The sequence below is a fragment of the Pectobacterium versatile genome (assembly GCF_020166435.1).
GTDB lineage: Bacteria > Pseudomonadota > Gammaproteobacteria > Enterobacterales > Enterobacteriaceae > Pectobacterium > Pectobacterium versatile.
The window spans coordinates 23450-46887 of sequence record NZ_JAINZP010000016.1 but is presented as its reverse complement, the minus strand read 5'-3'; the positions used below and the strand labels follow the sequence as shown (position 1 = coordinate 46887).

Annotated in this window: 23 protein-coding genes and 1 pseudogene; 11 read left to right on the top strand and 13 right to left on the bottom strand. The window is 52.6% G+C overall.

What is annotated here, in order from left to right:
• Positions 1-213 precede the first annotated feature (213 nt).
• On the top strand, positions 214-744 hold the full coding sequence (gene ppa, locus K7X24_RS16300) for an inorganic diphosphatase (RefSeq protein WP_224555829.1): 531 nt from the start codon (positions 214-216) through the stop codon (positions 742-744).
• A 115-nt stretch (positions 745-859) separates the two neighbouring features.
• On the opposite strand, the gene K7X24_RS16295 is transcribed toward ppa, so the two are convergent.
• Genes K7X24_RS16295 through K7X24_RS16285 form a run of 3 tightly spaced genes read right to left on the bottom strand, consistent with a single transcriptional unit; the run spans position 860 to position 6971 of the window.
• Positions 860-1219, bottom strand: a complete 360-nt coding sequence (locus K7X24_RS16295; RefSeq protein WP_039470221.1) for a gamma-glutamylcyclotransferase — start codon at positions 1217-1219, stop codon at positions 860-862.
• Between the two features lie 2 nt (positions 1220-1221).
• Positions 1222-5259: a translocation/assembly module TamB domain-containing protein gene (locus K7X24_RS16290; protein ID WP_224555827.1), complete on the bottom strand. Its 4038-nt coding sequence runs from the start codon at positions 5257-5259 to the stop codon at positions 1222-1224.
• Complete coding sequence (locus K7X24_RS16285) at positions 5256-6971, bottom strand: autotransporter assembly complex protein TamA (protein WP_224555902.1); 1716 nt, start codon at positions 6969-6971, stop codon at positions 5256-5258. The genes K7X24_RS16290 and K7X24_RS16285 overlap by 4 nt, the downstream gene beginning before the upstream one ends.
• Before the next feature lie 458 nt (positions 6972-7429).
• Between K7X24_RS16285 and msrA the strand changes: the two genes are divergently transcribed.
• A complete protein-coding gene (msrA, locus tag K7X24_RS16280; RefSeq protein ID WP_224555900.1) occupies positions 7430-8068 on the top strand; it encodes a peptide-methionine (S)-S-oxide reductase MsrA in 639 nt (212 codons plus the stop codon).
• Positions 8069-8239: 171 nt separating this feature from the next.
• Complete coding sequence (locus K7X24_RS16275; RefSeq protein WP_224555825.1) at positions 8240-9565, top strand: hemolysin family protein; 1326 nt, start codon at positions 8240-8242, stop codon at positions 9563-9565.
• A 64-nt stretch (positions 9566-9629) separates the two neighbouring features.
• Here K7X24_RS16275 and K7X24_RS16270 read toward each other — a convergent pair whose 3' ends face one another.
• Positions 9630-9836, bottom strand: coding sequence for a DUF1107 domain-containing protein (locus K7X24_RS16270; RefSeq protein ID WP_005974755.1), 207 nt, complete (start codon positions 9834-9836; stop codon positions 9630-9632).
• A gap of 348 nt (positions 9837-10184) precedes the next feature.
• Between K7X24_RS16270 and K7X24_RS16265 the strand changes: the two genes are divergently transcribed.
• Positions 10185-10754 carry a YtfJ family protein gene (locus tag K7X24_RS16265; RefSeq protein ID WP_224555823.1) on the top strand — a complete coding sequence of 190 codons (570 nt, stop codon included), beginning with the start codon at positions 10185-10187 and terminating at the stop codon, positions 10752-10754.
• A gap of 11 nt (positions 10755-10765) precedes the next feature.
• Here the strand turns inward: K7X24_RS16265 and cysQ are convergent, their stop codons facing one another.
• A complete protein-coding gene (gene cysQ / locus K7X24_RS16260; protein WP_224555821.1) occupies positions 10766-11506 on the bottom strand; it encodes a 3'(2'),5'-bisphosphate nucleotidase CysQ in 741 nt (246 codons plus the stop codon).
• 213 nt (positions 11507-11719) lie between these two features.
• Between cysQ and K7X24_RS16255 the strand changes: the two genes are divergently transcribed.
• The gene (locus tag K7X24_RS16255) at positions 11720-13672 is read left to right on the top strand and encodes a bifunctional 2',3'-cyclic-nucleotide 2'-phosphodiesterase/3'-nucleotidase (protein ID WP_224555820.1); all 1953 of its coding nucleotides are present in this window, start codon (positions 11720-11722) and stop codon (positions 13670-13672) included.
• 53 nt (positions 13673-13725) lie between these two features.
• Here the strand turns inward: K7X24_RS16255 and K7X24_RS16250 are convergent, their stop codons facing one another.
• Positions 13726-14148, bottom strand: coding sequence for a DUF2502 domain-containing protein (locus K7X24_RS16250; RefSeq protein WP_318013145.1), 423 nt, complete (start codon positions 14146-14148; stop codon positions 13726-13728).
• A gap of 295 nt (positions 14149-14443) precedes the next feature.
• On the opposite strand from K7X24_RS16250, the gene K7X24_RS16245 reads away from it, so the two are divergent.
• The 4 genes and pseudogenes from K7X24_RS16245 (at position 14444) to ytfE (ending at position 16210) form a co-directional block, all read left to right on the top strand.
• Complete coding sequence (locus K7X24_RS16245) at positions 14444-14581, top strand: thiamine pyrophosphate-binding protein (RefSeq protein ID WP_224555817.1); 138 nt, start codon at positions 14444-14446, stop codon at positions 14579-14581.
• 49 nt (positions 14582-14630) lie between these two features.
• Positions 14631-14753: pseudogene (locus K7X24_RS16240) on the top strand (hypothetical protein); the annotation flags it as partial.
• A gap of 113 nt (positions 14754-14866) precedes the next feature.
• Entirely contained in the window at positions 14867-15145 is a 279-nt protein-coding gene (locus K7X24_RS16235) for a hypothetical protein (RefSeq protein ID WP_224555906.1), read from the top strand.
• A gap of 399 nt (positions 15146-15544) precedes the next feature.
• Positions 15545-16210: an iron-sulfur cluster repair protein YtfE gene (gene ytfE / locus K7X24_RS16230; protein WP_205540970.1), complete on the top strand. Its 666-nt coding sequence runs from the start codon at positions 15545-15547 to the stop codon at positions 16208-16210.
• 102 nt (positions 16211-16312) lie between these two features.
• Here ytfE and fklB read toward each other — a convergent pair whose 3' ends face one another.
• Complete coding sequence (gene fklB, locus K7X24_RS16225; protein ID WP_224555814.1) at positions 16313-16933, bottom strand: FKBP-type peptidyl-prolyl cis-trans isomerase; 621 nt, start codon at positions 16931-16933, stop codon at positions 16313-16315.
• 392 nt (positions 16934-17325) lie between these two features.
• On the opposite strand from fklB, the gene K7X24_RS16220 reads away from it, so the two are divergent.
• A complete protein-coding gene (locus K7X24_RS16220) occupies positions 17326-18039 on the top strand; it encodes a LysM-like peptidoglycan-binding domain-containing protein (RefSeq protein ID WP_224555812.1) in 714 nt (237 codons plus the stop codon).
• Here the strand turns inward: K7X24_RS16220 and K7X24_RS16215 are convergent.
• The 6 genes from K7X24_RS16215 to yjfP all read right to left on the bottom strand — a co-directional run bounded on the left by K7X24_RS16215 (position 18036) and on the right by yjfP (position 21031).
• A complete protein-coding gene (locus K7X24_RS16215; RefSeq protein WP_224555811.1) occupies positions 18036-18398 on the bottom strand; it encodes a DUF488 domain-containing protein in 363 nt (120 codons plus the stop codon). The two genes, K7X24_RS16220 and K7X24_RS16215, sit on opposite strands and share 4 nt — an antisense overlap.
• Positions 18399-18652: 254 nt before the next feature.
• The gene (rplI, locus tag K7X24_RS16210; RefSeq protein WP_039486279.1) at positions 18653-19105 is read right to left on the bottom strand and encodes a 50S ribosomal protein L9; all 453 of its coding nucleotides are present in this window, start codon (positions 19103-19105) and stop codon (positions 18653-18655) included.
• A gap of 41 nt (positions 19106-19146) precedes the next feature.
• Entirely contained in the window at positions 19147-19374 is a 228-nt protein-coding gene (rpsR, locus tag K7X24_RS16205; protein ID WP_005974788.1) for a 30S ribosomal protein S18, read from the bottom strand.
• 4 nt (positions 19375-19378) lie between these two features.
• Entirely contained in the window at positions 19379-19699 is a 321-nt protein-coding gene (gene priB, locus K7X24_RS16200) for a primosomal replication protein N (protein ID WP_015841576.1), read from the bottom strand.
• A 5-nt stretch (positions 19700-19704) separates the two neighbouring features.
• Positions 19705-20097, bottom strand: a complete 393-nt coding sequence (gene rpsF, locus K7X24_RS16195) for a 30S ribosomal protein S6 (protein WP_005974793.1) — start codon at positions 20095-20097, stop codon at positions 19705-19707.
• A 181-nt stretch (positions 20098-20278) separates the two neighbouring features.
• Complete coding sequence (gene yjfP, locus K7X24_RS16190; RefSeq protein WP_224555810.1) at positions 20279-21031, bottom strand: esterase; 753 nt, start codon at positions 21029-21031, stop codon at positions 20279-20281.
• A gap of 295 nt (positions 21032-21326) precedes the next feature.
• On the opposite strand from yjfP, the gene K7X24_RS16185 reads away from it, so the two are divergent.
• Complete coding sequence (locus tag K7X24_RS16185; RefSeq protein WP_224555809.1) at positions 21327-23267, top strand: methyl-accepting chemotaxis protein; 1941 nt, start codon at positions 21327-21329, stop codon at positions 23265-23267.
• Positions 23268-23438: the final 171 nt, after the last annotated feature.

Sequence of the window (23438 nt, the reverse complement as noted above, 5' to 3'; positions counted from 1 at the left end):
CGGAGAAAAGCTCTGCATAACGTGATCTTGATCATGTTCCCTATCGGTAACAAACCTGCTTTCTTTAAAGAAACTTTAGTAACGAAAGTATTTTTACTTAAACGACTCACGGGAACCGTATAGCGCTTCGGTACGCTAAAAATCGGCGACATCAAACGCTTTTTGGCTATAATGACGGCCACGCTATTTCAGGTTTAAGAGAAGGAAACCGACATGAGTCTGATCAATGTCCCGGCGGGTAAAGATCTGCCGGAAGATATCTATGTAGTGATTGAAATTCCCGCGAACGCCGATCCGATCAAATATGAAATTGATAAAGATACCGGTGCGCTGTTTGTAGACCGTTTCATGTCTACAGCCATGTTCTACCCGTGCAACTACGGTTACATCAACCACACGCTGTCTCTGGATGGTGATCCGGTTGACGTTCTGGTTCCGACCCCGTATCCGTTGCAGCCGGGCTCAGTGATCCGTTGCCGTCCTGTTGGCGTGCTGAAAATGACTGACGAAGCGGGCGAAGATGCCAAGCTGGTTGCCGTTCCGCACAGCAAGCTGAGCAAAGAATACGATCACATTAAAGACGTTAACGACCTGCCTGAACTGCTGCGTGCACAGATCAGCCACTTCTTTGAACACTACAAAGATCTGGAAAAAGGCAAGTGGGTTAAAGTTGAAGGTTGGGATAACGCTGCTGCGGCAAAAGCCGAGATCGTTGCTTCCTTCGAGCGCGCGAAAAACAAATAAGCGCCACACGATATGCATTAAAGCCCTTACGGGCTCAAGATATCGCATGATCAAAAACACCGCCTTGCGCGGTGTTTTTATTTATGGCGACCATGACTTGATGGGCTACTCGGCCTCAAGCCTCTTCTTCATCTTCTTCGCTGCGCTTTAGCCAGTCACCGCTGGCAATACGCGTCAGCCCTACAACAGGGTGTTTGTACAGATAGATCCAGGCACTGCCCAGAGGCGTACGAATCAGCTCACGTTGGTATTCGTGGCCGTCTCGCTTCAAGGCATCCAGCTCTGTCAAAATCGACGAACTAATGCGATAGACCTCGCAATGGATTTCTCCATCACCAGGTACGACTGCCGGATAATGGCCGAGATCGTACAGCTCGAAACCCGCGAGCTGACAGTCCCCTAACCATTGCGCATTTGTCATCCAATGACTGTTTCCCTGTTTGCGTCGTAAACTGCCGTAAACAATAATTCGCATCGCTAGAACTCAAACTGATAGAGCACATCTAATGCCTGGCTAATTCCAGACACCGCTTCCAAGTATAGTTTTGGCATCAGGCGATAACGTAGCGTTAACGTTGCCAAAGAATCGAATATGCCAACACCATATTTTACTTGCAGACCCGGAAGGACGTAGCCGCTGACGACAACTTGAGAATTATCGCCAACACCCTGTGTATCCAGAGCTAAATTACTTACGCCAAAGGCCTCGCCGATTTTACCCACAACTTGACCACTTTGTGCAACCCCTAAACCGACTAACATTGAGGTCATTGCCGAGCTATCTGCTCCGCCGCTGTCCAAACCCTGCCCACGCAGCAGATAAGAGAGCGCTTCCTGCTGTGACATGGCCGGATCGGAGAAGACTTCCAGCTTCGGTGTTGCGGCCATGCCGGTGACGCGCACGCCGGCAATGACGTCATTCGCCGTGTTGTCTGGGTTACGAATGGCTTCGATATTCAGGATCGGCTGATCCGGTGGTCCGGAGAACAGAATCAACCCTTTGCGGACGATCAGATCCTGCCCATAGGCTTTAAAGCGACCAGACGGAATGTCGATCTGGCCGTTCAGCCCTAATCCACGCTCGTCCTGAACCATTTTCAAGTCACCCTGTAGGCGAGCAGCCAGCCCGAATGCATCCAGTTGCACATCATTACCGACGCGGATCGTCAGGTTGCTGTTAATCGGAATCGCGGCGCTGGTTTTCTTCAGTGGCTGACGCTGGGCATCCAGCATCACTTCATCCGATGATACCGCCACCGCACTTTCCGGCATGTCTTTAACGACAATGCGCGCCCACGGAATACTGACCGACCCGTTTAGCGCAAACAGCTGCGGCGTGGCCTCGAAGACAATATCCGGCGAGACATCCAGCCGCGCCATCGGCGGAATCGTCACTCGCAGCTTCTGGCCTTTCGCGGCAATTCGCGCACGCCAGGCATCTGGCCGCGACCAGTCTGCGTTCCCGCCGAGATTCAACTGCCCGTTATTCGTTTTCAGGAAGCCTTGCAGCGTTGACGACATCCCACTGAAATTCACCGCCAGCCGCCCGTTGGTCAGATCGATCGGCATCCAGTTGCCATCAATATCCAACCGCTCCAGCACCATCTGGCCGAAAAGCTGAGGACGCGCCGCATCCCCCGCCAGACGCAAGTTCGCATTCAGTATCCCCGCCGCTTTTTCTCCTTTACTCAACGCAGGGTTGAGCAACGCCAGCGAAATAGTGTTGATCGTGACGCTGCCGCCGAGATTGCGTCGGCCCTGTGGATCGGTCACCTGAATATCACCGCTGAAGCGTCCATTCTCTCGAATCGCCATCAGCCAGCCGAGCTGCGCCCGCCCGCGATCGAGCCCGGCATTCAGCGTAAAGGTATCGAAATCAATCGGCAGTGTGTTGCCCTGCATCTGCTGGCGAACGCTGACGCCGTTACCCACCAGCGATACTTTCGCCTGTGGTAAACCTTGCCCTGCCTGCCAGCTGATATCCGCACCACCGGTGAACGTCCCGGCTAGCACCGTATCCGCCGTCAGGAACGGTTTCAGCATGGCGAGATCGAAGCGATTCAGTCGAATGCTCGCCTGTCCACTCGGCCCAGCTTCAATTGCTTTTGGTACGCAAAGCTCTGCGTTCGGATTCCGCCAGCAGTGCGTGCCGATGGTGATCTTCTGCTGCGCATTCAGGTAATCCAACGCCATATCCTGCGTCAGACGCCATTCACCCACCGGCGTGTCGAAGCGGGTATTGTTCAGCGTGCCGCGCCAGCGCTGTTCCTGACGATCGAAACTGCCCGAAAGTGCCAGTTGCCCCGCAACCGGTTCGCCCTGCATATTCAGCCGGAGCTGGTGCTGTTTCTCGTTACCGCTGGCATCCAGGGTCAGCAGCGCAATATTCAGGCCTTCTTGCTTCAGTGCTTCGAGGCGTACAGTCAGCTTGCCCTGAATCTGCTGCTCGGAGCGTACATCGCCTTCCACCCTCACCTGACTAATCGTCATCGCCTGCCAACGTAGGCCAGACGCCGTGATATCCGCCAGCATCTGCGGTTCACGCAGATTGCCACGTAATTTAAGCGTGCCGATGGCGCGCCCTGCCAGACCGGGCAACATGCCGTCCAGCGACAGCGCATTGATGTCTGCATCTAACTGCCACTTATCGCTCAGGTCGCCTTTGACGTTCAACTGGTTGCGGCCTAACGCCAGATTCAGCGCTGGAATTGTCCACTGGCCCGCAGCATTACCGCGCAGTTCACCTCTGGCCGTGAGCTTATTCGCTTTCACGTTGCCGTCCAGACGCAATTCCGGCACCTGTAACTGCCAGCTACCGCCATAGACGCTGCCGCGCGTCGTAATCTTGCCGTCTACTTTCGCGGGCCATTCAGGCCACTGTTTCGCGGTGTTAATCCCGTTCAACACCAGCTCACTACGCCAGCTTATGGCTTTGCTCCAGTCGATAAGCGCACTCAGATCGGCATTACCCTGCAACGCCGCCAGCCGCAGGCGGCTCAGCGTAAACTGTTGCTCGTTGCCTTTACCATCGAGCAACAGCGTTGCGGGAGGAATATCCGCACCGCTCAGATCGCCGCGCAGCGACAGCGCATAGCCGGTCGCTTTGCCGTTAAAACGCAGCCTGACGTTATCAGCCTGATATTGCGTCGCGCCCGTCAACGGCCAACGAACGCGTTCGGTTTGCAGCGTCAACGCCAGCGGCAGCCCGGCTTCCGCCAGCTGAGTTTGCAGCTCCAACTGCGCACGCTGCGGCCCCGACAGGTTCAGCGCCACATTCAGCTGTTCGCGCAGGCCGCCATCAACCGTCAGTTTCAGCTTCTCGCCTTTGAGCGGATCAATGTTTAGCACGCCGTTTGCTGTCAGCGAGACAGGCCAGTTATCGCTCAGTGTCGCTTCACCGCGCACATTCAATCCACCCTGTGGCGATTGCACGATCAACTTGTCCAGACGCAAATGCTGTTGCAGGGTCGATGCCTGTACGAAAAGGTTATTAATCAAAATGTCCTGATCGCCCGTCAGTCGTAGCTGTTCACCGTGAATCTCGACAATATTCAGATCCAGCGGCAGCGTGAACTGCGGTAAATCAGGTAATAGCGGTTTGGAGAACAGCTCGCTCAGGCGTTCACCCAATGGCTGTTCAGGCACGGCAGGCTTGTCAGAGGCACTATCCGTTTTTGGTGTCGATGCTGTCGGTATCGGTGTCGTCGTCGTGGCAGTTGCTACCGTATTATTTGCCTCGAGTACTTTATCGATGTTAAGCGTTTGCGATGAGCCTTGCTCGGCCGCTTCACGCACGCTCTGCGCCGTTTCTTTGACGACAGACGCCATTTCCGCCGCCGTCACTTTGCGATCTTCCAGCACATCGACGGGGGTCTTCGGCAAAGCCACCAGCAGCGCGCTGATTTTGGTCGGTAGCAGCGTCAACGCGCGCCCTTCCCACTGCATGCCCGTGCGGAACTCGCCCAGTGAAATCGCCGTATCGTCCACGGTAACCTGAACGTTGCTGAGCGTTAGCTGGCGCAATGAAATCGGGAAGGGTGTTGAAATTTCCGTTACTGGCGTTGAAGGCGGCGGTGGCTCTGCCGCCATAGGCAAGGCTTTGGTATCCACAACCACATCGACACGGTTTGCCGACAGGTCATTGATGCACAGCTGACTTTTGCGCAGACAGCCCAGCGCGAGCGACAGATGAAATTCATCGATCTTTACCGTCACGCCCAGCATTTCGTAGCTGACGTTTTTCAGCGTTAAATCACGCCAGCCGCCGCTCACGCTGGCAATGTCCAGCCCCGGCACCACGCGTGCGGCGGTATTCAGCAACAGATGCAGGCCCGGTGTGGTTCCCACCAGCAACCCTAGCCCAACAACGAGAAGCAGTAAGAAGGCGACGATGCCAATACCGACTCTTTTCCACCAGCGCCCTTTCCGCGCGGGCGTCGTTGGCGCGTTGTTGTGCGCGACACTTTCTTCCGCCACCGAATCCTGGGCTTTTTTTTCGTTTTTATCATCCATCATAATTCAGGCCCCAGTGCGATATAGAACTGAACATCGTTCTTCTTCTCTGCATCGCCGATCGGCATAGCAACATCGAGCTTCACCGGGCCAATCGGCGAGGCCCAGCGTACGCCAACGCCCGTACCGGTCTTGAAGTTACTCCGTTTGATGTCATTCACTGCTTCACCTGAATCAACAAAAACCGCGCCCCACCATTTTCCCGTCACGTTGTATTGGTATTCGAGCGAGCCAGTCGCCAGCTTGGACGCCCCAGTCAGTTTGCCGTCGCTGTCGCGCGGCGAAATAGATTTGTACTTATACCCACGAATGCTGCGATCGCCACCGGCAAAGAAACGCAGTGAGGGTGGAACGCGGGAGAAATTATTAGTCTCAATCCAGCCCAGATTGCCACGTGCCACAAAGCGGTGTTTATCCGCCAGCGTACGAATCCAGACGTTTTGTGCCTGAACCACGGCAAAGTCGATATCCGATCCCCAGGTGGTGTCGGAAATATCGATAGAATAACGTTGCGTATCGCCCCACACTGGCATCAGCCCGCCGCGTTGGCGGGTTCGGTTAATGCTAACGCCTGGATAGATCAGCATCGTGGTATCCGTCACGCTTGCCTGCGTAAAGTGGTCGAGGCTCCAGCGCAGGTTAATCGCGCGTTGCCAGCCGCTGGAGAGATCCCAGTAGCGCGCCACGTTCAGCGTGGTGCCATCGGATTTGGTATCGTTGAGATCTTCGCGCTTGAAGCCGCCTTGTAGCAGGTAGTACTGCTCAAGCGGGTTCTTCAACAAGGGAATTTTGTAGCTAAAATCGAGCGATTGCTCCGGCGCAGACACGCTCAGGCTACTTTCCAGACTGTGTCCCCGAGAGTTTACCCAAGGCTTATTCCAGGTCGTTTTAAAGCGAGGGCCAACATCCGTGGCATAGCCGACCCCGGTTTCAATCCGGTTACGGGTTCGCGGCGTCACCACCGCTTCCAAAGGCAGCACCTTGGAGCTTTTCGACCGTTCGAAATCTGGCGACACCACCACAGAGTTAAACCATCCCGTCGCAGAAAGACGGCGGTTTAACTCACCGAGATCTTCACTGGTGTAAGCATCGCCTTCGTGAAACGGCACCAGATTTTGCAGATAATCATCGCGAATTTGTGCGCCCTGAAAGTGTACAGTGCCAAAGCGATAGCGCTCACCGCTATCAAAGTCGATATCCCAAAACGCTTCTCTCTCTTCCCGCATCACGCCGAGCTGGCTTTGCTGGAAGCGTGCATCGAAATAGCCTTTGCGTAATGACAAACCGTTCAGCCCGTTTTTAAAGCGATCGAAATCACCGTGGTTCAACACCGAACCGATTTCGGGGCGATCGTCTTTAACCAGCTGTTGATAGTCTTTATCGTCATGCGCACCGCCGCGCAGAGTGATGTTCACCCCAGCAATTTTTACCGGTTCACCGGGAGTGACGGTGGCAATCAATACGGGTCGTCCGCCATTAACGGCAGGCCGGAATTCGAAACCAATCTGTGGATCGTAGTAGCCGAGCGCGCGCAATCCCTGACGGATCGCGTCATCGACGCGTGAGCGGAAACGCCCGTCGGCATTAATCTCATCGACCGAAATGGTAGATAAGCGTGCCCGTACATTTTTTTGTAACTGCCCTTCCAGCCCCATGACTTGCAGACGCACATTCGCCGCTTGGCTCTCTGGGGCCAGCATCAGCAGCGCGCACATCAGGCCAAGAACCCAGTATCGTGGCGCACCGCAGCCAGCAAAGCTATTTTTTTGTCCTGCGATGCCTTTTTGCCCGGTAACGCTTTTTTTTCCAATGAAACTTTTCGTTGAGATGAAAATAGTCACTGAGCTCCCTGATAAATCTGTCTGTCGCCTAAAACCTATAGCATGGCTTTTATCACTTCGCCCACCGCATTGACGGCCGTCGTTGTACGCTTACCTGACAATCCGCCACGCAGCGCCGAAATCTCCTACCAACTTTGCATGATATTAGTGATAAATACTAATTTTTACCCTTAGAAATAGATATTAGCCTGCAATTATCACATTGCTGTGTCATAGATAAACATTATCTTAACAGTAAACACCGGTAAGATATAAAGACAGGTCAATGCTTCTTGGTTATGCTTTCAGCGAAAGAAGGTCATTCACCCAGTCTTGTTGGAGTCAATAACGTGATGAATTCTATTGATAAGATGCAGCGGATTACACAATCCGCTGCTTTACTGGGGCGTTCCACCCCCATGCCAGTCGCCAGGCTGCATGTCGTTCATGAACATTCCATGACGCATGTGCCGGAACCGATGTCTGTCGCTATTTTCGCGATGGGCTGTTTCTGGGGCGCTGAGCGTTTGTTCTGGCAACAGCCGGGCGTCTACAGCACCGCCGCAGGTTATATCGGTGGTTACACACCTAACCCAACCTACCGTGAAGTATGCAGCGGGCAAACCGACCACGCCGAAGCGGTGCGTGTCGTTTTCGATCCTGCGGTTATCAGCTATGAGCAATTGCTGCGACTGTTCTGGGAAAATCACGACCCCGCGCAGGGTATGCGTCAAGGTGGTGATATCGGCAGCCAATACCGCTCTGCTATCTATACGCTCACGCCTGAACAGGAAAAGGCGGCACAGGAAAGCCTTCAGCGCTTTCAGCAAGCAATGAGAGAGAACGGTGACAGCCGCGCCATCAGCACAGAAATCGAGCCTGCTGGCCCGTTCTATTATGCGGAAGACGATCACCAGCAATACCTGCACAAGAACCCAAACGGCTACTGTGGATTAGGAGGTATAGGCGTCTGTCTGCTACCTCCGCGTTGACCGCTGGCGGTAATTTCACCACTCCTGCTATAATGCCCCCGAACCGAGCTAATCCTCGCCCGGTTATGACCTTCAATAATGATCATAATGTGTTCACTTTTATGTGTTCACCTTTCTGAGGATCGCTGCGTCAATCTCGGCGCATGCGAAAACTTACCTAAAGTAAAAACTATGTTAAACAGTCTATTACTGATTCTTTTGCTCATTGCCATCAGTGCGTTTTTCTCACTTTCTGAGATCTCACTGGCGGCATCGCGTAAAATTAAACTCAAACTAATGGCCGATGAGGGGAACCTCAACGCCGATCTGGTGCTCAAATTTCAAGAAACACCAGGTATCTTTTTTACCGTAATTCAAATTGGCGTCAACGCTGTCGCAATTCTGGCTGGTATCATCGGCGATGCGGCATTTTCTCCTACCTTCGCTATGCTGTTTGAACGCTTCATGTCCCCCGAATCTGCGGATCAAATCAGCTTCATCTGCTCATTCGTACTGGTCACCAGCCTGTTTATTCTGTTTGCCGATCTCACCCCGAAACGCATTGGTATGATTGCGCCGGAAGCTGTAGCAGTCCGCATAATCAACCCCATGCGCTTCTGCCTGCTCCTCTTCCGCCCGCTGGTCTGGGTATTTAACGGGCTGGCTAACGTCATTTTTCGTATGCTCAAGCTGCCGATGGTGCGTAAAGATGACATCACGTCCGATGATATTTACGCCGTGGTAGAAGCCGGTGCACTGGCTGGCGTACTGCGTAAGCAAGAGCACGAACTGATCGAGAACGTGTTTGAGCTGGAATCCCGTACCGTACCGTCTTCGATGACCTCACGTGAAAGCGTGGTCTACTTCGATCTGCACGAGCAGGAAGACAGTATTAAGGAAAAGATCGCCCAGCAGCCACATTCCAAGTTTTTGGTTTGCGATGGCACGATTGATCAGATCGTCGGCTACGTGGATTCCAAAGACCTGCTGATTCGGGTGCTGGGAAACCAGAGCCTGACGCTGAGTAGCGGCGTGCAGATTCGTCCGGCGCTGATCGTGCCAGATACACTGACATTGTCCGAAGCATTGGAAAGTTTCAAAACGGCAGGCGAAGATTTCGCTGTCATTCTGAATGAATATGCCCTGATCGTCGGCATCATCACCCTTAACGACGTGATGACAACACTGATGGGCGATCTCGTCGGTCAGGGAATGGAAGAGCAGATTGTCGCGCGCGACGAGAATTCCTGGCTGGTTGAAGGCGGTACGCCAATAGAGGACGTGATGCGGGCGCTGAATATTGATGACTTCCCGCACTCGGGCAACTACGAAACCATCGGCGGCTTCATGATGTATACGCTGCGGAAAATCCCGAAACGTACCGATGCGGTGCGCTTCTCAGGCTATAAGTTTGAAGTGGTGGATATCGACAGCTACAAGATCGATCAGCTGTTGGTGACGCGTCTGGAAGACCGCCCGATTGTCTCATCAAGCGCGAAGATTGATAGCGACGATTAACCGCTAAAAGGCATGCATATCATAGAAAACCAGAACGGCCCGCTACGGGCCGTTTCTTTATCACTCATCCCATCTCGGCCTGAAGCCGGATGACCTGGCGATTGACTTCGGACATCACCAGAAGATGCTGCTTATCCTGTTTCTTTGGCAATAGAATTTTGCCGTAGTCGAACTCAAAAGCACCAACCCCTTTTATGTACAGCCGCCCACGAAACAGGGTTTTCACATACTTGGCGACTTTCAAAGGATTGTAACGTTCGAAGATCCTCATCGTTTTACTCTCCCGTTTTATTTTTCTACGCTCTCCCTTTCGCCAACATGGCTGAGGTTCTGGAGCGCTAATGAGATAACGGATACTGCTAATTAGTACCGTAAAACGGCATTTAGTTCCCCACTATTCAGTATTCTTAACTGCTTTTACAGATTTTTACAGAGTAGTGTTTAAGGAAACCCCTAGCCATCAGTATAAACCTTCAAAAATAAGGGTTTTGTGCACTCGGGCACAAAGCGTTTTATCGCGGAGCAGGACAGACCCGTTTCCTGAATCTACGCTTATTCCATAGCCTGATATTTTCCATCTCTGACATCGCATCGGGCCACCCACATTGAAGGACATACCATGATAAAAATACGCCACCTGCTCCTCGCGCTCTCTATCACGCCTCTGCTGGGGCTCCCAACCTTAGCCCATACGCTGGTACTCAACCAATTGGTTCCTCCCGTCGGCGTCGCAGACAAGGGAGAACTTCAGTACCTTAATAATCAGTTTAGTTATAAAAACTGGAACAGTGCGCAACTGCCCGGAAAAGTGCGGGTGATACAACATATCGCTGGCCGCACCTCAGCCAAAGAGATGAACGATCCGCTCATCTCCGCACTGAAGGCCGCTAACCTACCGCATGATTATTACCAAACGACGACAATCGTGAATACCGACGATGCCATCATCGGCACCAGCATGTTTGTCCGCAGTAGCCTTGAAGACAACAAGAAAGCCTTTCCGTGGTCGCAGTTTATTGTCGATAGCAATGGCAACGTGCGGAAAACCTGGCAGCTACAGCAAAATAGCTCGGCTATCGCGGTGCTGGATAAACAGGGGAGAGTCCGTTTCGTGAAGGATGGCGCGTTGAGCGGACAGGAAGTGCAGCAGGTGATGTCCCTGCTGCGCCAGTTACTGGAAGAGAAATAGCGCTAAAGCAGTTAAAACAGGGAGACGCGAAAACCGGGATTGAGGAAAGATTCACGCGGCGTGTAAGACAGAGTCTGCCCCTGCCAATCGTGAATCTGCGCCCCGGCCGCTACCGCCACCGCATGGCCCGCCGCCGTATCCCAAATGTTCGTCGGCCCAAAACGTGGGTAAAGCTGCGCTTCGCCTTCCGCCACCAGACAAAATTTTAGCGATGACCCAACCGCCACCGTCTGGTGTTCACCCAGTTGATTGAGATAGTCCTTTAATTCGCGATCGGCATGAGAGCGGCTAACCACTACCAGAGGAGGTCGAGCCTGTTTCACTGTAATTTGTCGACGCTGGCCGTTCTCTTCTTTCCAGGCTTTACCTTCCGCCGCGGAGTACATCACACCCGTAACTGGCACGTAAACCACGCCGAGTACGGCCTGACCGTTCTCGATCAGCGCAATATTCACCGTAAACTCGCCATTGCGGCTGAGGAACTCTTTGGTGCCATCCAGCGGATCGACCAGCCAATAGCGCTGCCAGTGCCGGCGGATTTCCCATTCAGGCGGATCTTCTTCTGACAGCAAAGGAATGTCAGGATACGCGACAGCCAGGCCATCCTTAATGACCCGATGCGCCGCAAGATCGGCGGCGGTTACTGGCGAATCATCTTTCTTGTGCGCGACATCTACGGGATGCTGCCCGTCATAAACCTGCATAATGGCAGCACCGGCATCACGGGCCAGTTGGCAAATAGGTTCTAGCATGATCTACCTCGTCGTTATCGGTTACGCGACGATAGCGTAACGCAGACTTCATCTCTGTCATTCATTATACATCTGTGAAGCAATCTACGATTATTGCCATTATTGATGTCATCCTCAGCATTTAGAGACGATAATCACTTTAACTTCATCATGATATGAAAAACACCCCCGATCGCCTCACGCGTCGACAATTACCTCACAAGGAGTTACGCAATGAAGCATTCACTGGCACTCAGCCTGCTTGCTACGCTGGTCGCCACGACCGTTCATGCCGCTACTGTTGATCTACGGGTATTGGAAACCACCGATCTGCACAGCAATATGATGGACTTCGACTATTACAAGGATACGCCAACAGATAAATTTGGTCTGGTGCGTACCGCCAGCCTGATTCACGCCGCACGCGAACAAGCCACCAACAGCGTGCTGGTGGATAACGGCGATTTGATCCAAGGCAGCCCGTTAGGGGATTACATGGCGGCGAAGGGGCTGAAGGCAGGCGATGTACATCCGGTTTATCAGGCGATGAACACGCTGGATTATTCCGTCGGCAATATCGGTAACCACGAATTCAACTATGGCCTGGACTATCTGCACAAGGCGCTGTCCGGCGCGAAATTCCCTTATGTGAACGCCAACGTGCTGGATGCGAAAACGGGTAAACCGCTGTTTACGCCTTACCACATTGAAAACAAGTCGGTCACCGACCGCGACGGCAAACAGCATACCCTGCGTATCGGCTATATTGGCTTCGTCCCGCCGCAGGTCATGGTATGGGATAAAGCTAATCTGACTGGAAAAGTCACCGTAGAAGACATCACCGCCAGCGCGAAAAAGTGGGTACCGGAAATGCGCAAGCAAGGTGCCGATCTGGTGATTGTGATCCCTCACTCCGGTCTTTCTGCCGAGCCGTACAAAGCGATGGCGGAAAACTCCGTTTACTACCTCAGCCAAATCCCTGGCGTTGACGCGATCATGTTCGGTCATGCTCATGCGGTTTTCCCCAGCAATGACTTTGCGAACATCAAGGGCGCCGACATCAAACAGGGAACGCTCAACGGCGTGCCTGCGGTAATGCCGGGGCAATGGGGTGACCACCTCGGCGTCGTCGATTTCACGCTGAATAACGACAGCGGCACATGGAAAGTGGAACAGGCGAAAGCGGAAGCCAGACCGATCTATGACAAAGCGCAGAAGAAATCACTGGCGGCGGAAGACGACAAGCTGGTGAAAGTACTGTCCGATGCTCACCAGAATACGCGCGAGTTTGTCAGCAAACCGATCGGCAAATCCGCAGACAACATGTATAGCTACCTGTCGCTGATTCAGGACGATCCGACCGTGCAGATCGTCAACAATGCTCAGCGCGCTTATGTAGAGCATTTTATTCAGGGCGATCCCGATCTGGCCGATATTCCGGTGCTCTCCGCCGCCGCACCGTTTAAAGCTGGTGGCCGTAAAAACGATCCGGCCAGCTATGTCGAAGTAGAAAAAGGCCAGCTCACCTTCCGTAACGCTGCCGATCTGTATCTCTACCCGAATACGCTGGTGGTAGTGAAAGTCAACGGGCAGCAGGTGCAGGAGTGGCTGGAGTGCTCTGCGGGTCAGTTCAAACAAATCGATACAAGCAAGCGTGAGCCGCAATCCCTGCTCAACTGGGACGGCTTCCGCACGTATAACTTCGACGTGATCGATGGTGTTAATTATCAGATTGATGTGACGCAGCCTGCCCGCTACGACAGCGAATGTGCGTTAATCAACGATAAATCACACCGTATCAAAGGGCTGACGTTTAACGGCAAACCGATCGATCCCAAAGCGACTTTCCTGATCGCCACCAATAACTATCGCGCCTACGGCGAGAAATTTGCCGGTACGGGTGAGAAGTATGTGGCCTTCGCGTCACCGGATGAAAACCGCTCCGTTCTGGCGGCCTACATCAGCGCGGAAACGCAAAAATCGGGAGAAGTGAAGCCGCAGGCAGATAACAACTGGCGTCTGACCCCTATCGTCAGCGATACGCCGCTGGATATCCGTTTTGAGACCTCACCGTCTGAGAAAGCTACGGCGTTTATCAAAGAGAAAGCGCAGTACCCGATGACGTCAGTCGGCAATGATGAAACGGGTTTTGCGGTTTATCGCCTTGACCTGCAACACGCTAAATAAAGACTGACAGCGATGTCATTCACAGGCTCCTGCTTCGGCAGGAGCCTGAACGGCTAGCCGCGAAACGATCCTCGCCCATTGCGATAGTAACTATTTCCCCGATCGTGTCCGCGCCTGCCCCACTCGCCGCGACGCGGCCCACGCTCGTCAACGTAGCGTGGCGGATCAAAACGACGGTTGTAATAATCACGTCTATCGCGCTGATTTCCATGCCACCAACGGGCATCGCGCCAGCGCCAGCCATCCCAATAGTAGCCGTGCCGATTACGTTCACCACGATGGTAACCCCGGTGCTCCTGCCACCAGCGCTCGCTGCGCCAGTCATAGCCATCCCAGTAATTACCTCGTCTGTCACGCTCGCCGATATTCAACGTGACGCCAGGCATCAGCTCGATGCTGGCACCTTTAGCCTCTGGTGCTGGCATAACCGCAAACATTCCCACAAACAGGGCACTGATGACGAGTGGATTAAACATAGGGGAACTCCTTGCTCACCGCGACTGCGGCCTGACAGAGATATACGGGGAATTCCTCTGCATCACTATCAGATAAATGCGCATTTTCCTGATTTTACCGTTCTTAACGTTTCGCTGACGCTCATACAGGTTGTTCATCAGCACCCATTGATTAATTAATAATTTTAATTAATAAAACATATAAAGGTACAAAAAACGTAAAAAAAGATTATCAATAGGGAATAAACATTAGAAAGATTTACCTAAAAGTTAATACTTAGTTTCAGTATATCCATCATTCACGGAGGGAATAGCTATGCGCGAAAATTATACGATAGGCGATTATTTACTGCATCGTCTGACACAGGTTGGTATTCAGCGTCTTTTCGGCGTGCCAGATGATTACAATTTACATTTTCTCGATCATGTCATCAGGCACTCAGATATCACCTAGGTGGGTTGTGCGAACGAATTAAACGCTGCTCCCCCATAACACCTTGCTGATGGGGAAAAGCACGCTAAACGAACAGCACCACAGTTTTACCGGCACCTACGCGGGTGGCGGCAGTCACGAAGCGATCCGGGCACACATCGAAGACGCGGATGTCATCATCAGCATTGGCGTGCGTTATACCGATACGATTACCGCTGGCTTCAGCCACCAGATTTCCAACGAAAAAACATCGATATCCAGCCAACGCTGGCGCGCGTTGGAGGTCAGGTTTTCTCGGCTGTTCCGATGTCAGACGCTATTGCCGCGCTGGAAAACATCACCGCGATGCTCTCGCCCCGTTGGGATCACCGTACCATTACGCCTCCGGCCTTACCGCAGTCAGAGCACACCGACACACTCAATCAGCGAGAGTTTTGGCAACAGATGCAGCGTTTCCTCCGCTCTGGCGATATTCTCGTGACCGACCAAAGCTCCTCCTGTTTTGGTGCCGCCACGCTCCGGTTACCAGCGGGCTGCCATTTCATCGTCCAACCGCTGTGGGTTCGATCATTCGGGATCGCCTGAACATGGTCATTGTGGTCCTGAATAACGAAGGCTACACCGTTGAACGCGCGATTCACGGCCCCGAACAGCGCTACAACGACATTGCAGCCCAGAACTGAACACAGCTTCCTACCGCGCTAGGGGCGAATGAAAACGAGATACTCTGAGAACAGGTATGTTCACCAGCCGCACTCGCGCAGGTGCTGGAGCAAGTGAACGCCGCCTCGCGCTTCTCACTCATTTTGAGATGGTATTGCCTCCCGCGCTCTTACACACACCATCACGCAGTCACTTGAGACCCGCAATACCGTGCAGTAGAACAGCATACTTTTTACCGCCTACCTCGTAAGCGGTATATTCAACGCTTAAAGATGCATTTAAAATGCAATTTACAAACTGCAGTCGTTGAGAGGCAACATCATGGCATACCGCGACCAATCCCTGGGTGAGTTGGCTATCGCTATTCCGCGCGCGACCAAACTCTTTCGTGAACTCAATCTGGATTTCTGCTGCGGCGGAAAGCAAACACTCAGCCGCGCGGCTGGCAAAAAAGATCTCAATATCGACGAGCTGGAAGCACAGCTAGAAAAACTGGCCGCGCAGCCTTCTGACGTGCGGGACTGGCGTGAAGCGCCGCTGGCTGACATTATCGCGTACATCATCCCTCGCTTTCACGATCGTCACCGCGAACAACTGCCAGAGCTGATTTTGATGGCGGAAAAAGTCGAGCGCGTGCATCACGATAAAGCCGACTGCCCGCACGGCCTCGCAAACCAGCTGACCGCCATCTATAACGAGCTGTCTCAGCATATGATGAAAGAAGAACGCATCCTCTTCCCAATGATTAGTCAGGGAATGGGTGCGAACGCTGCTGCACCGATTTCCGTGATGGAGCATGAGCACGATGACGCAGGGCGTGATGTGGAAGTGGTCAAAGAGCTGACCAACGGTGTCGTACCACCGGAAGGTGCCTGCAACACTTGGCGTGCGCTGTACTCCGGTATCAACGAGTTCATTACCGATCTGATGGAACACATCCATCTGGAAAACAATTTGCTGTTCCCACGCGCGCTGCGCGGTGAGTAATGTCGTTTCAATAAAAAATAAAGTAATTAAAAACAATTAAGTAAAAACCATTCAGTAAAAACAAGAAAGGCGCTCAGTGAGCGCCTTTCTTGTTTCTGGAGATTACAGAATTTCCAGCAGTTCCACTTCAAAAATCAGCGCGCTGAACGGCGGAATAGAAGCACCCGCGCCACGTTCACCATACGCCAGATTGTGCGGAATATAGAGTTCCCACTTGGAACCGACTGGCATCAGCGTCAACGCCTCAATCCAGCCTGGAATCACGCCGCTTACTGGGAATTCAGCAGGTTCACCACGCTGGACAGAGCTGTCGAACACGCTGCCGTCAATCAGACGACCAGTGTAATGCACACGTACGCGATCCTGACGAGCCGGGATCGAACCTTCACCCTGCGTCAACACGCGGAATTGCAGACCAGATTCCGTGCTGTTCACACCTTCTTTCTGCGCGTTTTCGGCCAAGAACTGCTGACCTTCTACCGCCAGCACCTGTTGGCGATCGCGACGTACTGCATCAGCACGTTCGTGAATTTCACGCAGCGCACGATGAACCACATCCACAGGCACCGCAGGCGCATTACCTTCCAGCGCGTCACGTAAACCAGCAAGCAGAGCTTCTGGGATCAGACCTTCAAGACCTGATTCCTGTAACTGTTGACCAACCTGTAAGCCGATGCCGTAACTTGCCTGCGCTTCGACGCTATCAAAAGAAGGAGTTGTCATGGATGTTCCTTTTAATCTGTAAAAAACTGAAAGTGCAGCATAACAGTGACGGGGATTGGGGTAAAATCCTGTGTGCAGGTAATCACGTTAACTGCACGCCAGCCAAGCCATTCTGGGAAGCTGGCCTATACTGGTAGTTCTGATGTTTCTATCACACTGGTTGCCTTAATCATCAACGCGTTAACTGGTCAGCCCATGCGGGTTATCGGTATACTGGATTGCGTTATCATCCTGATACTGTTTTTATGCCGACGCCGTCTGGCTAGTGATGTAGCTTAGTTACTGGCAAGTTTGTTTGGTTACTGGCATAGCGTTGTTAATGACATCATTTTTATATGATGCTGTTTTTATACTGATTGTTTTTATACTGAATTGTAGTAAGAGAGGTCACCATGGGCAGAATTGCGCCCAGGAAGCGGAAAACCACCTGGGATTATCAAACGCTAGTACGCTTCTGCCAGCGAATCATCCAGCGGCAGCCCTCACATGCTGTAGCCGTAGAAAACGACGGGGAACTCGAAGAGCAGGAACGGTTGCCCTCTCCTTCCCTGCGCGAGCGTCTTGGTGCCATACTGCAAAAAGTCTGGCATCTGCCCGACGGCTATCACTGGATGGAACCCTTGCCATTCCTCCATCGCCGCTGGATTTTAATCGCTATCGCACTGCTGCTCATCGTGTTGCTCTGGCCTTACAGCGCGCAACATCCGCAGCCTGCCCGTACCACGCCCGTCCCTCTTACGCAGGCAGATAATCAGGCTGCGATGCAGGCCGTGATTATTGAAAGCCAGCCTTCCATACCCCAGCAGCAGCCTGCGGCTACCGAGCCTCCAACGTCGTCATCAGCACCGTGGCGACAGTATGAGATCGCCTCGGGGCAAACACTGGCCCAGCTTTTTCGCGATAATAATCTGCCAGTCAGCGATGTGTTCGCGATGGCTCAGGTGGAAGGCAGGGATAAACCGCTCAGCAATTTACGGGCGGGTCAGGCAGTTAAATTACAGCTGAATGCGCAAGGTATGGTCGCAGAGCTGGAAATCGAAACCACGGCGAACCAGACGATTCGGTTCACCCGCGGTGCAGACGGTGCTTTTACTCGCACTCGCTAACGGGACAGCCTTTCCAAGAGAAAATCGCGCAGGACGATAGCATGGTTGTGGTGCGCATCTTTACTGCCATAAAGCAGCGTGATTGCCTGCTTCTGCTCAAGTAACGCTAGCAGCCTGTCGCACGCCGTACCCTGCGTTAACTCATTACGATAATAATCCACAAATTCCGCCCAGCGTTCAGGCTCGGCGTGAAACCATTTCCGCAACTCGCTGCTCGGCGCGATGTCTTTAAACCACTCAACGCCCTCCAGACGCGCTTTGCTGATGCCGCGCGGCCACAGACGATCAATCAGAAAAGTGGGGGAAGAAAAAGGCGCGTGCGCATCATAAACGCGGGTGAGATGAATCAAGTCAGACATGCAGCCTCCGGCCTCATTTTTAGGTATATACCCGTCATACTTCAAGCTGCTTGTGCGTTGGCCGCCCTTACTCACCCCAGTCACTTACCTGAGTAAGTTCCTGGGGATTCGTTCAGTTGCCGCCTTCACGCAACTCGAATTATTTAGGGTATAGGCAATGATAGATCATTTCCCGATCCCTAAAATGCAAAACGCTGGCACAAGGCCAGCGTTTCACATGTTAACTAAAGTGTTAATTCAACGATAAACGTGAATTACGCTCCAGCAACAACAACGACATTCAGTTCAGCAAAGACATCGCTGTGTACCTGGAAGCTCACTTCGTGCTCACCCACAGTACGCAGAACGCCGTTCGGCAGGCGAACTTCGCTCTTAGCAATATCAACACCAGCAGCCGTTACCGCATCAGCGATATCGCGAGTACCGATGGAACCGAACAGTTTACCTTCGTCGCCTGCTTTAGACGCGATGGTAACGCTACCCAGTTCTTTGATCTTAGCAGCGCGAGCTTCAGCAGCAGCCAGAACGTCAGCCAGTTTGGCTTCCAGTTCAGCACGGCGTGCTTCGAAGAACTCAACGTTTTTCTTGGTTGCTGGGACAGCTTTGCCCTGTGGAACCAGGAAGTTACGAGCATAGCCCGCTTTAACGTTTACCTGATCACCCAGGCTGCCCAGGTTTGCTACTTTATCAAGCAGAATAACTTGCATTACTTTATCCTCTCAAAGTCTCGTTAATGGACAGTGGCCGATTACTGATGACGGTCAGTGTACGGCAACAAAGACAAGTAACGCGCACGCTTGATAGCGCGGGCCAGCTGACGCTGGTATTTTGCACGAGTACCGGTGATACGGCTCGGAACAATCTTGCCGCTTTCAGTGATATAGTTTTTCAGCGTAGCGATATCTTTATAATCAATCTCTACAACGCCTTCCGCGGTGAAACGGCAGAATTTGCGACGACGGAAATAACGTGCCATGTGGCTAGTCTCCAGAATCTATCAATTCAATCTGCTCGGCATGTAACACTATCTTGCTCAAGCCATTGCGCCCTTGATGGCAGCTAATGAACCCGTGCACGGTAAGTTGCGTGCCGACCGTTATACTGTGGGTAACTGCTTGTGACGAGAGTCCGCTGACAATCACGGGCATACGACACCATGCTTGCCGACTCAACCCGGCTTCCTCTTGTGTCGAGCGGTGCTCAAGCACAAACTGACAGTGGGGAATGCCTGACGGGCTGACTTTACGAATGGGCGTCTTGCACACCGTGCCGGACAACACCAGACGGTTCACCGTCACCACAACAATTACTCTTCAGAATCCCCTGCATCCACATCATCGCCAGCTTCAGCGAAATCTTCACGACGCTCACGGCGTTCGTCTTTCGCTTTCACCATTGGAGATGCTTCAGTTACCGCGTGCTTAACGCGCATAACCATGCTGCGGATAACGGCATCGTTAAAGCGGAAGTTTGTTTCCAGCTCATCGATCGCTTCCTGCGGCGCTTCAACGTTCAGCAGAACGTAATGTGCCTTGTGCAGTTTGTTGATCGGGTAAGCCAGCTGACGGCGGCCCCAGTCTTCCAGACGGTGGATCGTGCCCTGCGCACCAGTGATAGTGGCAGTGTAGCGCTCGATCATGCCCGGAACCTGTTCGCTCTGGTCAGGATGAACCATAAATACGATTTCGTAATGACGCATCGAATTGCTCCTTACGGATTATTCAGCCTCCTGTCTGGGTCAACCGCGGCCCGTGGAGGCAAGGAACGTGTGTATGTGCGGCTGAAAAAATGACGCGTAAGTATAGTGCCCGACATTAAAGAACACAAGGAAGAAACACAGGAGTTTTCTGCGTGGCGATATTTAAACAGCCGGGCCAGAATTACAGCGTCCGCCGGAAGAAATCAGCACCCGCCTGCAGCGCCGTTGGCGTAATGCGATGGCCTACGCCCGGTTCGGTCAAATACGTCAGATTGGACAGCTTATCGCGTGCCTGTAATGCCTGATAGAGGCGTGTGCTTTCTGCCGCTGGCACAACATCATCCGCTTCACCGTGCCACATCAGCAGCGGCCGATCGGACAGCGCATCCAGACGCGTGGTGACATCATAATCAGCCAGTTTGGTCGCTAACGCCTGTAACACCGCCTGATTTTCCTCGCGATCGGCTGGAACCGGAGGAAATAGCGCTGGCGATAGCGTAGAGAAATAGCCCGATCCCATAAACGCCGCCACCGCGCTAATCCAGGGATAACGCGCCATACACCCAAGCGCACTCATTCCACCGAGCGACGCACCACAAACGCCAATCCGTGCCCCGTCGATCAGGCCACGCTGCCGATAGTCCGCGACATAATTGGGAAGTTCTTCAATATTCGATTGCAGGATATCCCAGAAATGGCGCAATCTCTGCGCTTCATCCCCGTTATAACGCGCGCCGTGCATGGCCGCATCGGCCAAAATCACCCGAAACCCAGCCTGAGCCAACGCATAGCCAAAATACGAATACACCTCTTTTGATGAGGAGTAACCATGAAAGAAGAAAATCGTCGGGAGGGGCTGATCTCTCTTTCCCGCAGGTACCGCGTGAATCGTTTCAATACCGCTACCGAGTTTATCCAGTGACATTTCGACCATATTTCCCTCGTTTTCCGTTCTGTCAGCCTATTTTTATGTAGCGAAATCGTATTTAGCAGACAGGGGACGACCTTTTACGATAACCCCACTCACAGCCACTTTCTTATCTCCGTGTCGTCCTTGATTCCGTTCGGGTTTAATTGGTGTATTTACGTAAATAAAAAAATCACATTGATCCAGATCAATAACTGAAACGAATGTTTACACTCCGTGATTAATTTTTTTCCATTTACTGCCGTTAACGCATGTGAAGCAAGACTAAAAAATAACCTTTTTTATTATAAGAGACACACGTATGTTGGGACTTTCCTTTAAACACTGGGGCCTGGGTATCAAGTTATCAGTCATCGCTTCATTGAGCGTGGCGATACTCTTCATTGCATTTACCCTATCCCTCACCCGCTCAGCAGGCAATCAGCTCAAAGCCCTGATTCTCAATGACATGCAAAGCCAGGTCAATGGCGTTACCGACATGATCAACATGTACGATGCCAGCCTACAAGCCGAGGTCAGCAACTATACGCGGCTGCTGGCAAGCTTTCTGCCAACGCGGTTTTCACTGGATACCGTTAACCGCACGCCTTTCGGCAGCACCTCTCACCCAACGCTTAAGGCTGGCGATACGGTATTGAACCTCAACACCGAAGTGCCGGACGACTTTCTAAGCCGTACCCACGCGATCTCAACGATTTTTGTCCGCGATGGCGAGGATTTTACGCGCATCACCACTTCACTGAAAAAAGAAGATGGATCGCGTGCGATGGGCACCAAGCTCGATCGTGAAAGCCCAGCCTATGCGCCCGTGATGAAAGGTGACACCTACAGTGGGTTAGCCACGCTGTTCGGCAAACAGTACATCACGCAGTATCAACCGATACGCGATAGTGAAAACAAGGTGATCGGTATTCTGTTCGTCGGTGTCGACATCACGAAGCAATTTACCGAGATGCAACAAACTATTCTGAACAAGAAAATCGGTGAAACTGGCCATTTCTTTGTCCTTAGCACGAAAAAAGGAAAGGATGCGGGTAACTATCTTTACCACCAAAGCAATGCCAATCAGCGCCCTGATTGGTCAGAAGGTGCGCTAGAGAACGTGCTGGCAACCGGTAATGGTACGATCGAATACGACAACAACACGATGACGGGCGAAGAAAGAACCCGAATCATGGTGTACCGCAGTATCCCGCAGTGGAACTGGATTGTTGCAGGCGCAGTGAGCAAAGAAAGCCTAATGGCAGAGGTTAATCACACCCGTAACCTGTTTTTAGGCGGGGGGATTATTCTGGTTCTGCTCTTCGCAGGATTCTTTGTCGTACTGACGCGCAAATGGCTGAGCCAGCCGCTGGTTGAAATCGTCAAAGTGGCGGAACAGTTTTCTGCCGGTAACCTGACAGCAACGCTCTCAAGCAACCGTTATGATGAAGTTGGCCGCCTGATCGATGCCATTAACGGCATTGGACAAGGGCTAACGACCATCGTATCGCAAGTGAGAAATTCATCCGAAGAAATCAGTGCCAGCACCGATGCGCTGGCTGCCGATAGCGAAAACATCAGCGAGCAGATTGCCCGTCAGGCCAGTAGCGTCGAAGAGACGTCTGCCAGCATGGAGCAACTCTCCGCCAGCGTGAAGCAGAACGCCGATAACGTCTCCGCCGCCAAAGATCTTGCAGAGCAGAGCGCCGTAGCAGCACGAAACGGCAGCCAGACCGTCACCGACTCCGTTTCGACGATGAGCGATATCAAAAACTCATCCCAGCGGATTGCCGATATCACGACGGTAATCGAATCTATCGCTTTCCAGACCAATATTCTGGCATTGAATGCTGCGGTAGAAGCCGCTCGAGCAGGCGAACATGGCAGAGGCTTCGCCGTAGTTGCTGCCGAAGTACGGGCACTGGCACAGCGCAGTTCTACCGCCGTGAAAGAGATTGAAACCCTGATTGATGAATCACTGGAGAAAATCGAAGCGGGTTATCATTTCTCAGAAAAAACGCAGGCGGTCATGGACGACTTGCGTAACCGTATCTTGCAGGTCAGTACCATCGTGAACGATATCGATATCGCCTCACGCGAGCAGTCCGCGGGTATCAGCCAGGTGAACATCGCGATTGTACAGATTGGTCAGGCAACACAGGAAAACGCCATTCTGGTCAACAATTCGGAAGACACCGCGCAGAGCCTGCGCCAGAAAGGCCACCACCTCAGCGAGTTGGTCAGCGTCTTCCGTATTTAAAACTCACACATATCCTAAATAATTCGAGTTGCAGGCAGGCGGCAAGAGAAGGCATCCCGATAAGCTTACTCAAGTAAGTGATTCGGGTGCCTAAGCGCAGCCAACACACCTGTGGCTTGAAGTATGACGGGTATAACAGAGATTGCGTCACGGCTATTGCGTGATGGCCGT

Coding starts and splice junctions, on each gene's coding strand:
- ppa (WP_224555829.1), top strand. CDS start 214: ATGAGTCTGATCAATGTCCCGGCGGGTAAAGATCTGCCGGAAGATATC.
- K7X24_RS16295 (WP_039470221.1), bottom strand. CDS start 1,219: ATGCGAATTATTGTTTACGGCAGTTTACGACGCAAACAGGGAAACAGT.
- K7X24_RS16290 (WP_224555827.1), bottom strand. CDS start 5,259: ATGATGGATGATAAAAACGAAAAAAAAGCCCAGGATTCGGTGGCGGAA.
- K7X24_RS16285 (WP_224555902.1), bottom strand. CDS start 6,971: ATGTGCGCGCTGCTGATGCTGGCCCCAGAGAGCCAAGCGGCGAATGTG.
- msrA (WP_224555900.1), top strand. CDS start 7,430: ATGAATTCTATTGATAAGATGCAGCGGATTACACAATCCGCTGCTTTA.
- K7X24_RS16275 (WP_224555825.1), top strand. CDS start 8,240: ATGTTAAACAGTCTATTACTGATTCTTTTGCTCATTGCCATCAGTGCG.
- K7X24_RS16270 (WP_005974755.1), bottom strand. CDS start 9,836: ATGAGGATCTTCGAACGTTACAATCCTTTGAAAGTCGCCAAGTATGTG.
- K7X24_RS16265 (WP_224555823.1), top strand. CDS start 10,185: ATGATAAAAATACGCCACCTGCTCCTCGCGCTCTCTATCACGCCTCTG.
- cysQ (WP_224555821.1), bottom strand. CDS start 11,506: ATGCTAGAACCTATTTGCCAACTGGCCCGTGATGCCGGTGCTGCCATT.
- K7X24_RS16255 (WP_224555820.1), top strand. CDS start 11,720: ATGAAGCATTCACTGGCACTCAGCCTGCTTGCTACGCTGGTCGCCACG.
- K7X24_RS16250 (WP_318013145.1), bottom strand. CDS start 14,148: ATGTTTAATCCACTCGTCATCAGTGCCCTGTTTGTGGGAATGTTTGCG.
- K7X24_RS16245 (WP_224555817.1), top strand. CDS start 14,444: ATGCGCGAAAATTATACGATAGGCGATTATTTACTGCATCGTCTGACA.
- K7X24_RS16235 (WP_224555906.1), top strand. CDS start 14,867: ATGTCAGACGCTATTGCCGCGCTGGAAAACATCACCGCGATGCTCTCG.
- ytfE (WP_205540970.1), top strand. CDS start 15,545: ATGGCATACCGCGACCAATCCCTGGGTGAGTTGGCTATCGCTATTCCG.
- fklB (WP_224555814.1), bottom strand. CDS start 16,933: ATGACAACTCCTTCTTTTGATAGCGTCGAAGCGCAGGCAAGTTACGGC.
- K7X24_RS16220 (WP_224555812.1), top strand. CDS start 17,326: ATGGGCAGAATTGCGCCCAGGAAGCGGAAAACCACCTGGGATTATCAA.
- K7X24_RS16215 (WP_224555811.1), bottom strand. CDS start 18,398: ATGTCTGACTTGATTCATCTCACCCGCGTTTATGATGCGCACGCGCCT.
- rplI (WP_039486279.1), bottom strand. CDS start 19,105: ATGCAAGTTATTCTGCTTGATAAAGTAGCAAACCTGGGCAGCCTGGGT.
- rpsR (WP_005974788.1), bottom strand. CDS start 19,374: ATGGCACGTTATTTCCGTCGTCGCAAATTCTGCCGTTTCACCGCGGAA.
- rpsF (WP_005974793.1), bottom strand. CDS start 20,097: ATGCGTCATTACGAAATCGTATTTATGGTTCATCCTGACCAGAGCGAA.
- yjfP (WP_224555810.1), bottom strand. CDS start 21,031: ATGGTCGAAATGTCACTGGATAAACTCGGTAGCGGTATTGAAACGATT.
- K7X24_RS16185 (WP_224555809.1), top strand. CDS start 21,327: ATGTTGGGACTTTCCTTTAAACACTGGGGCCTGGGTATCAAGTTATCA.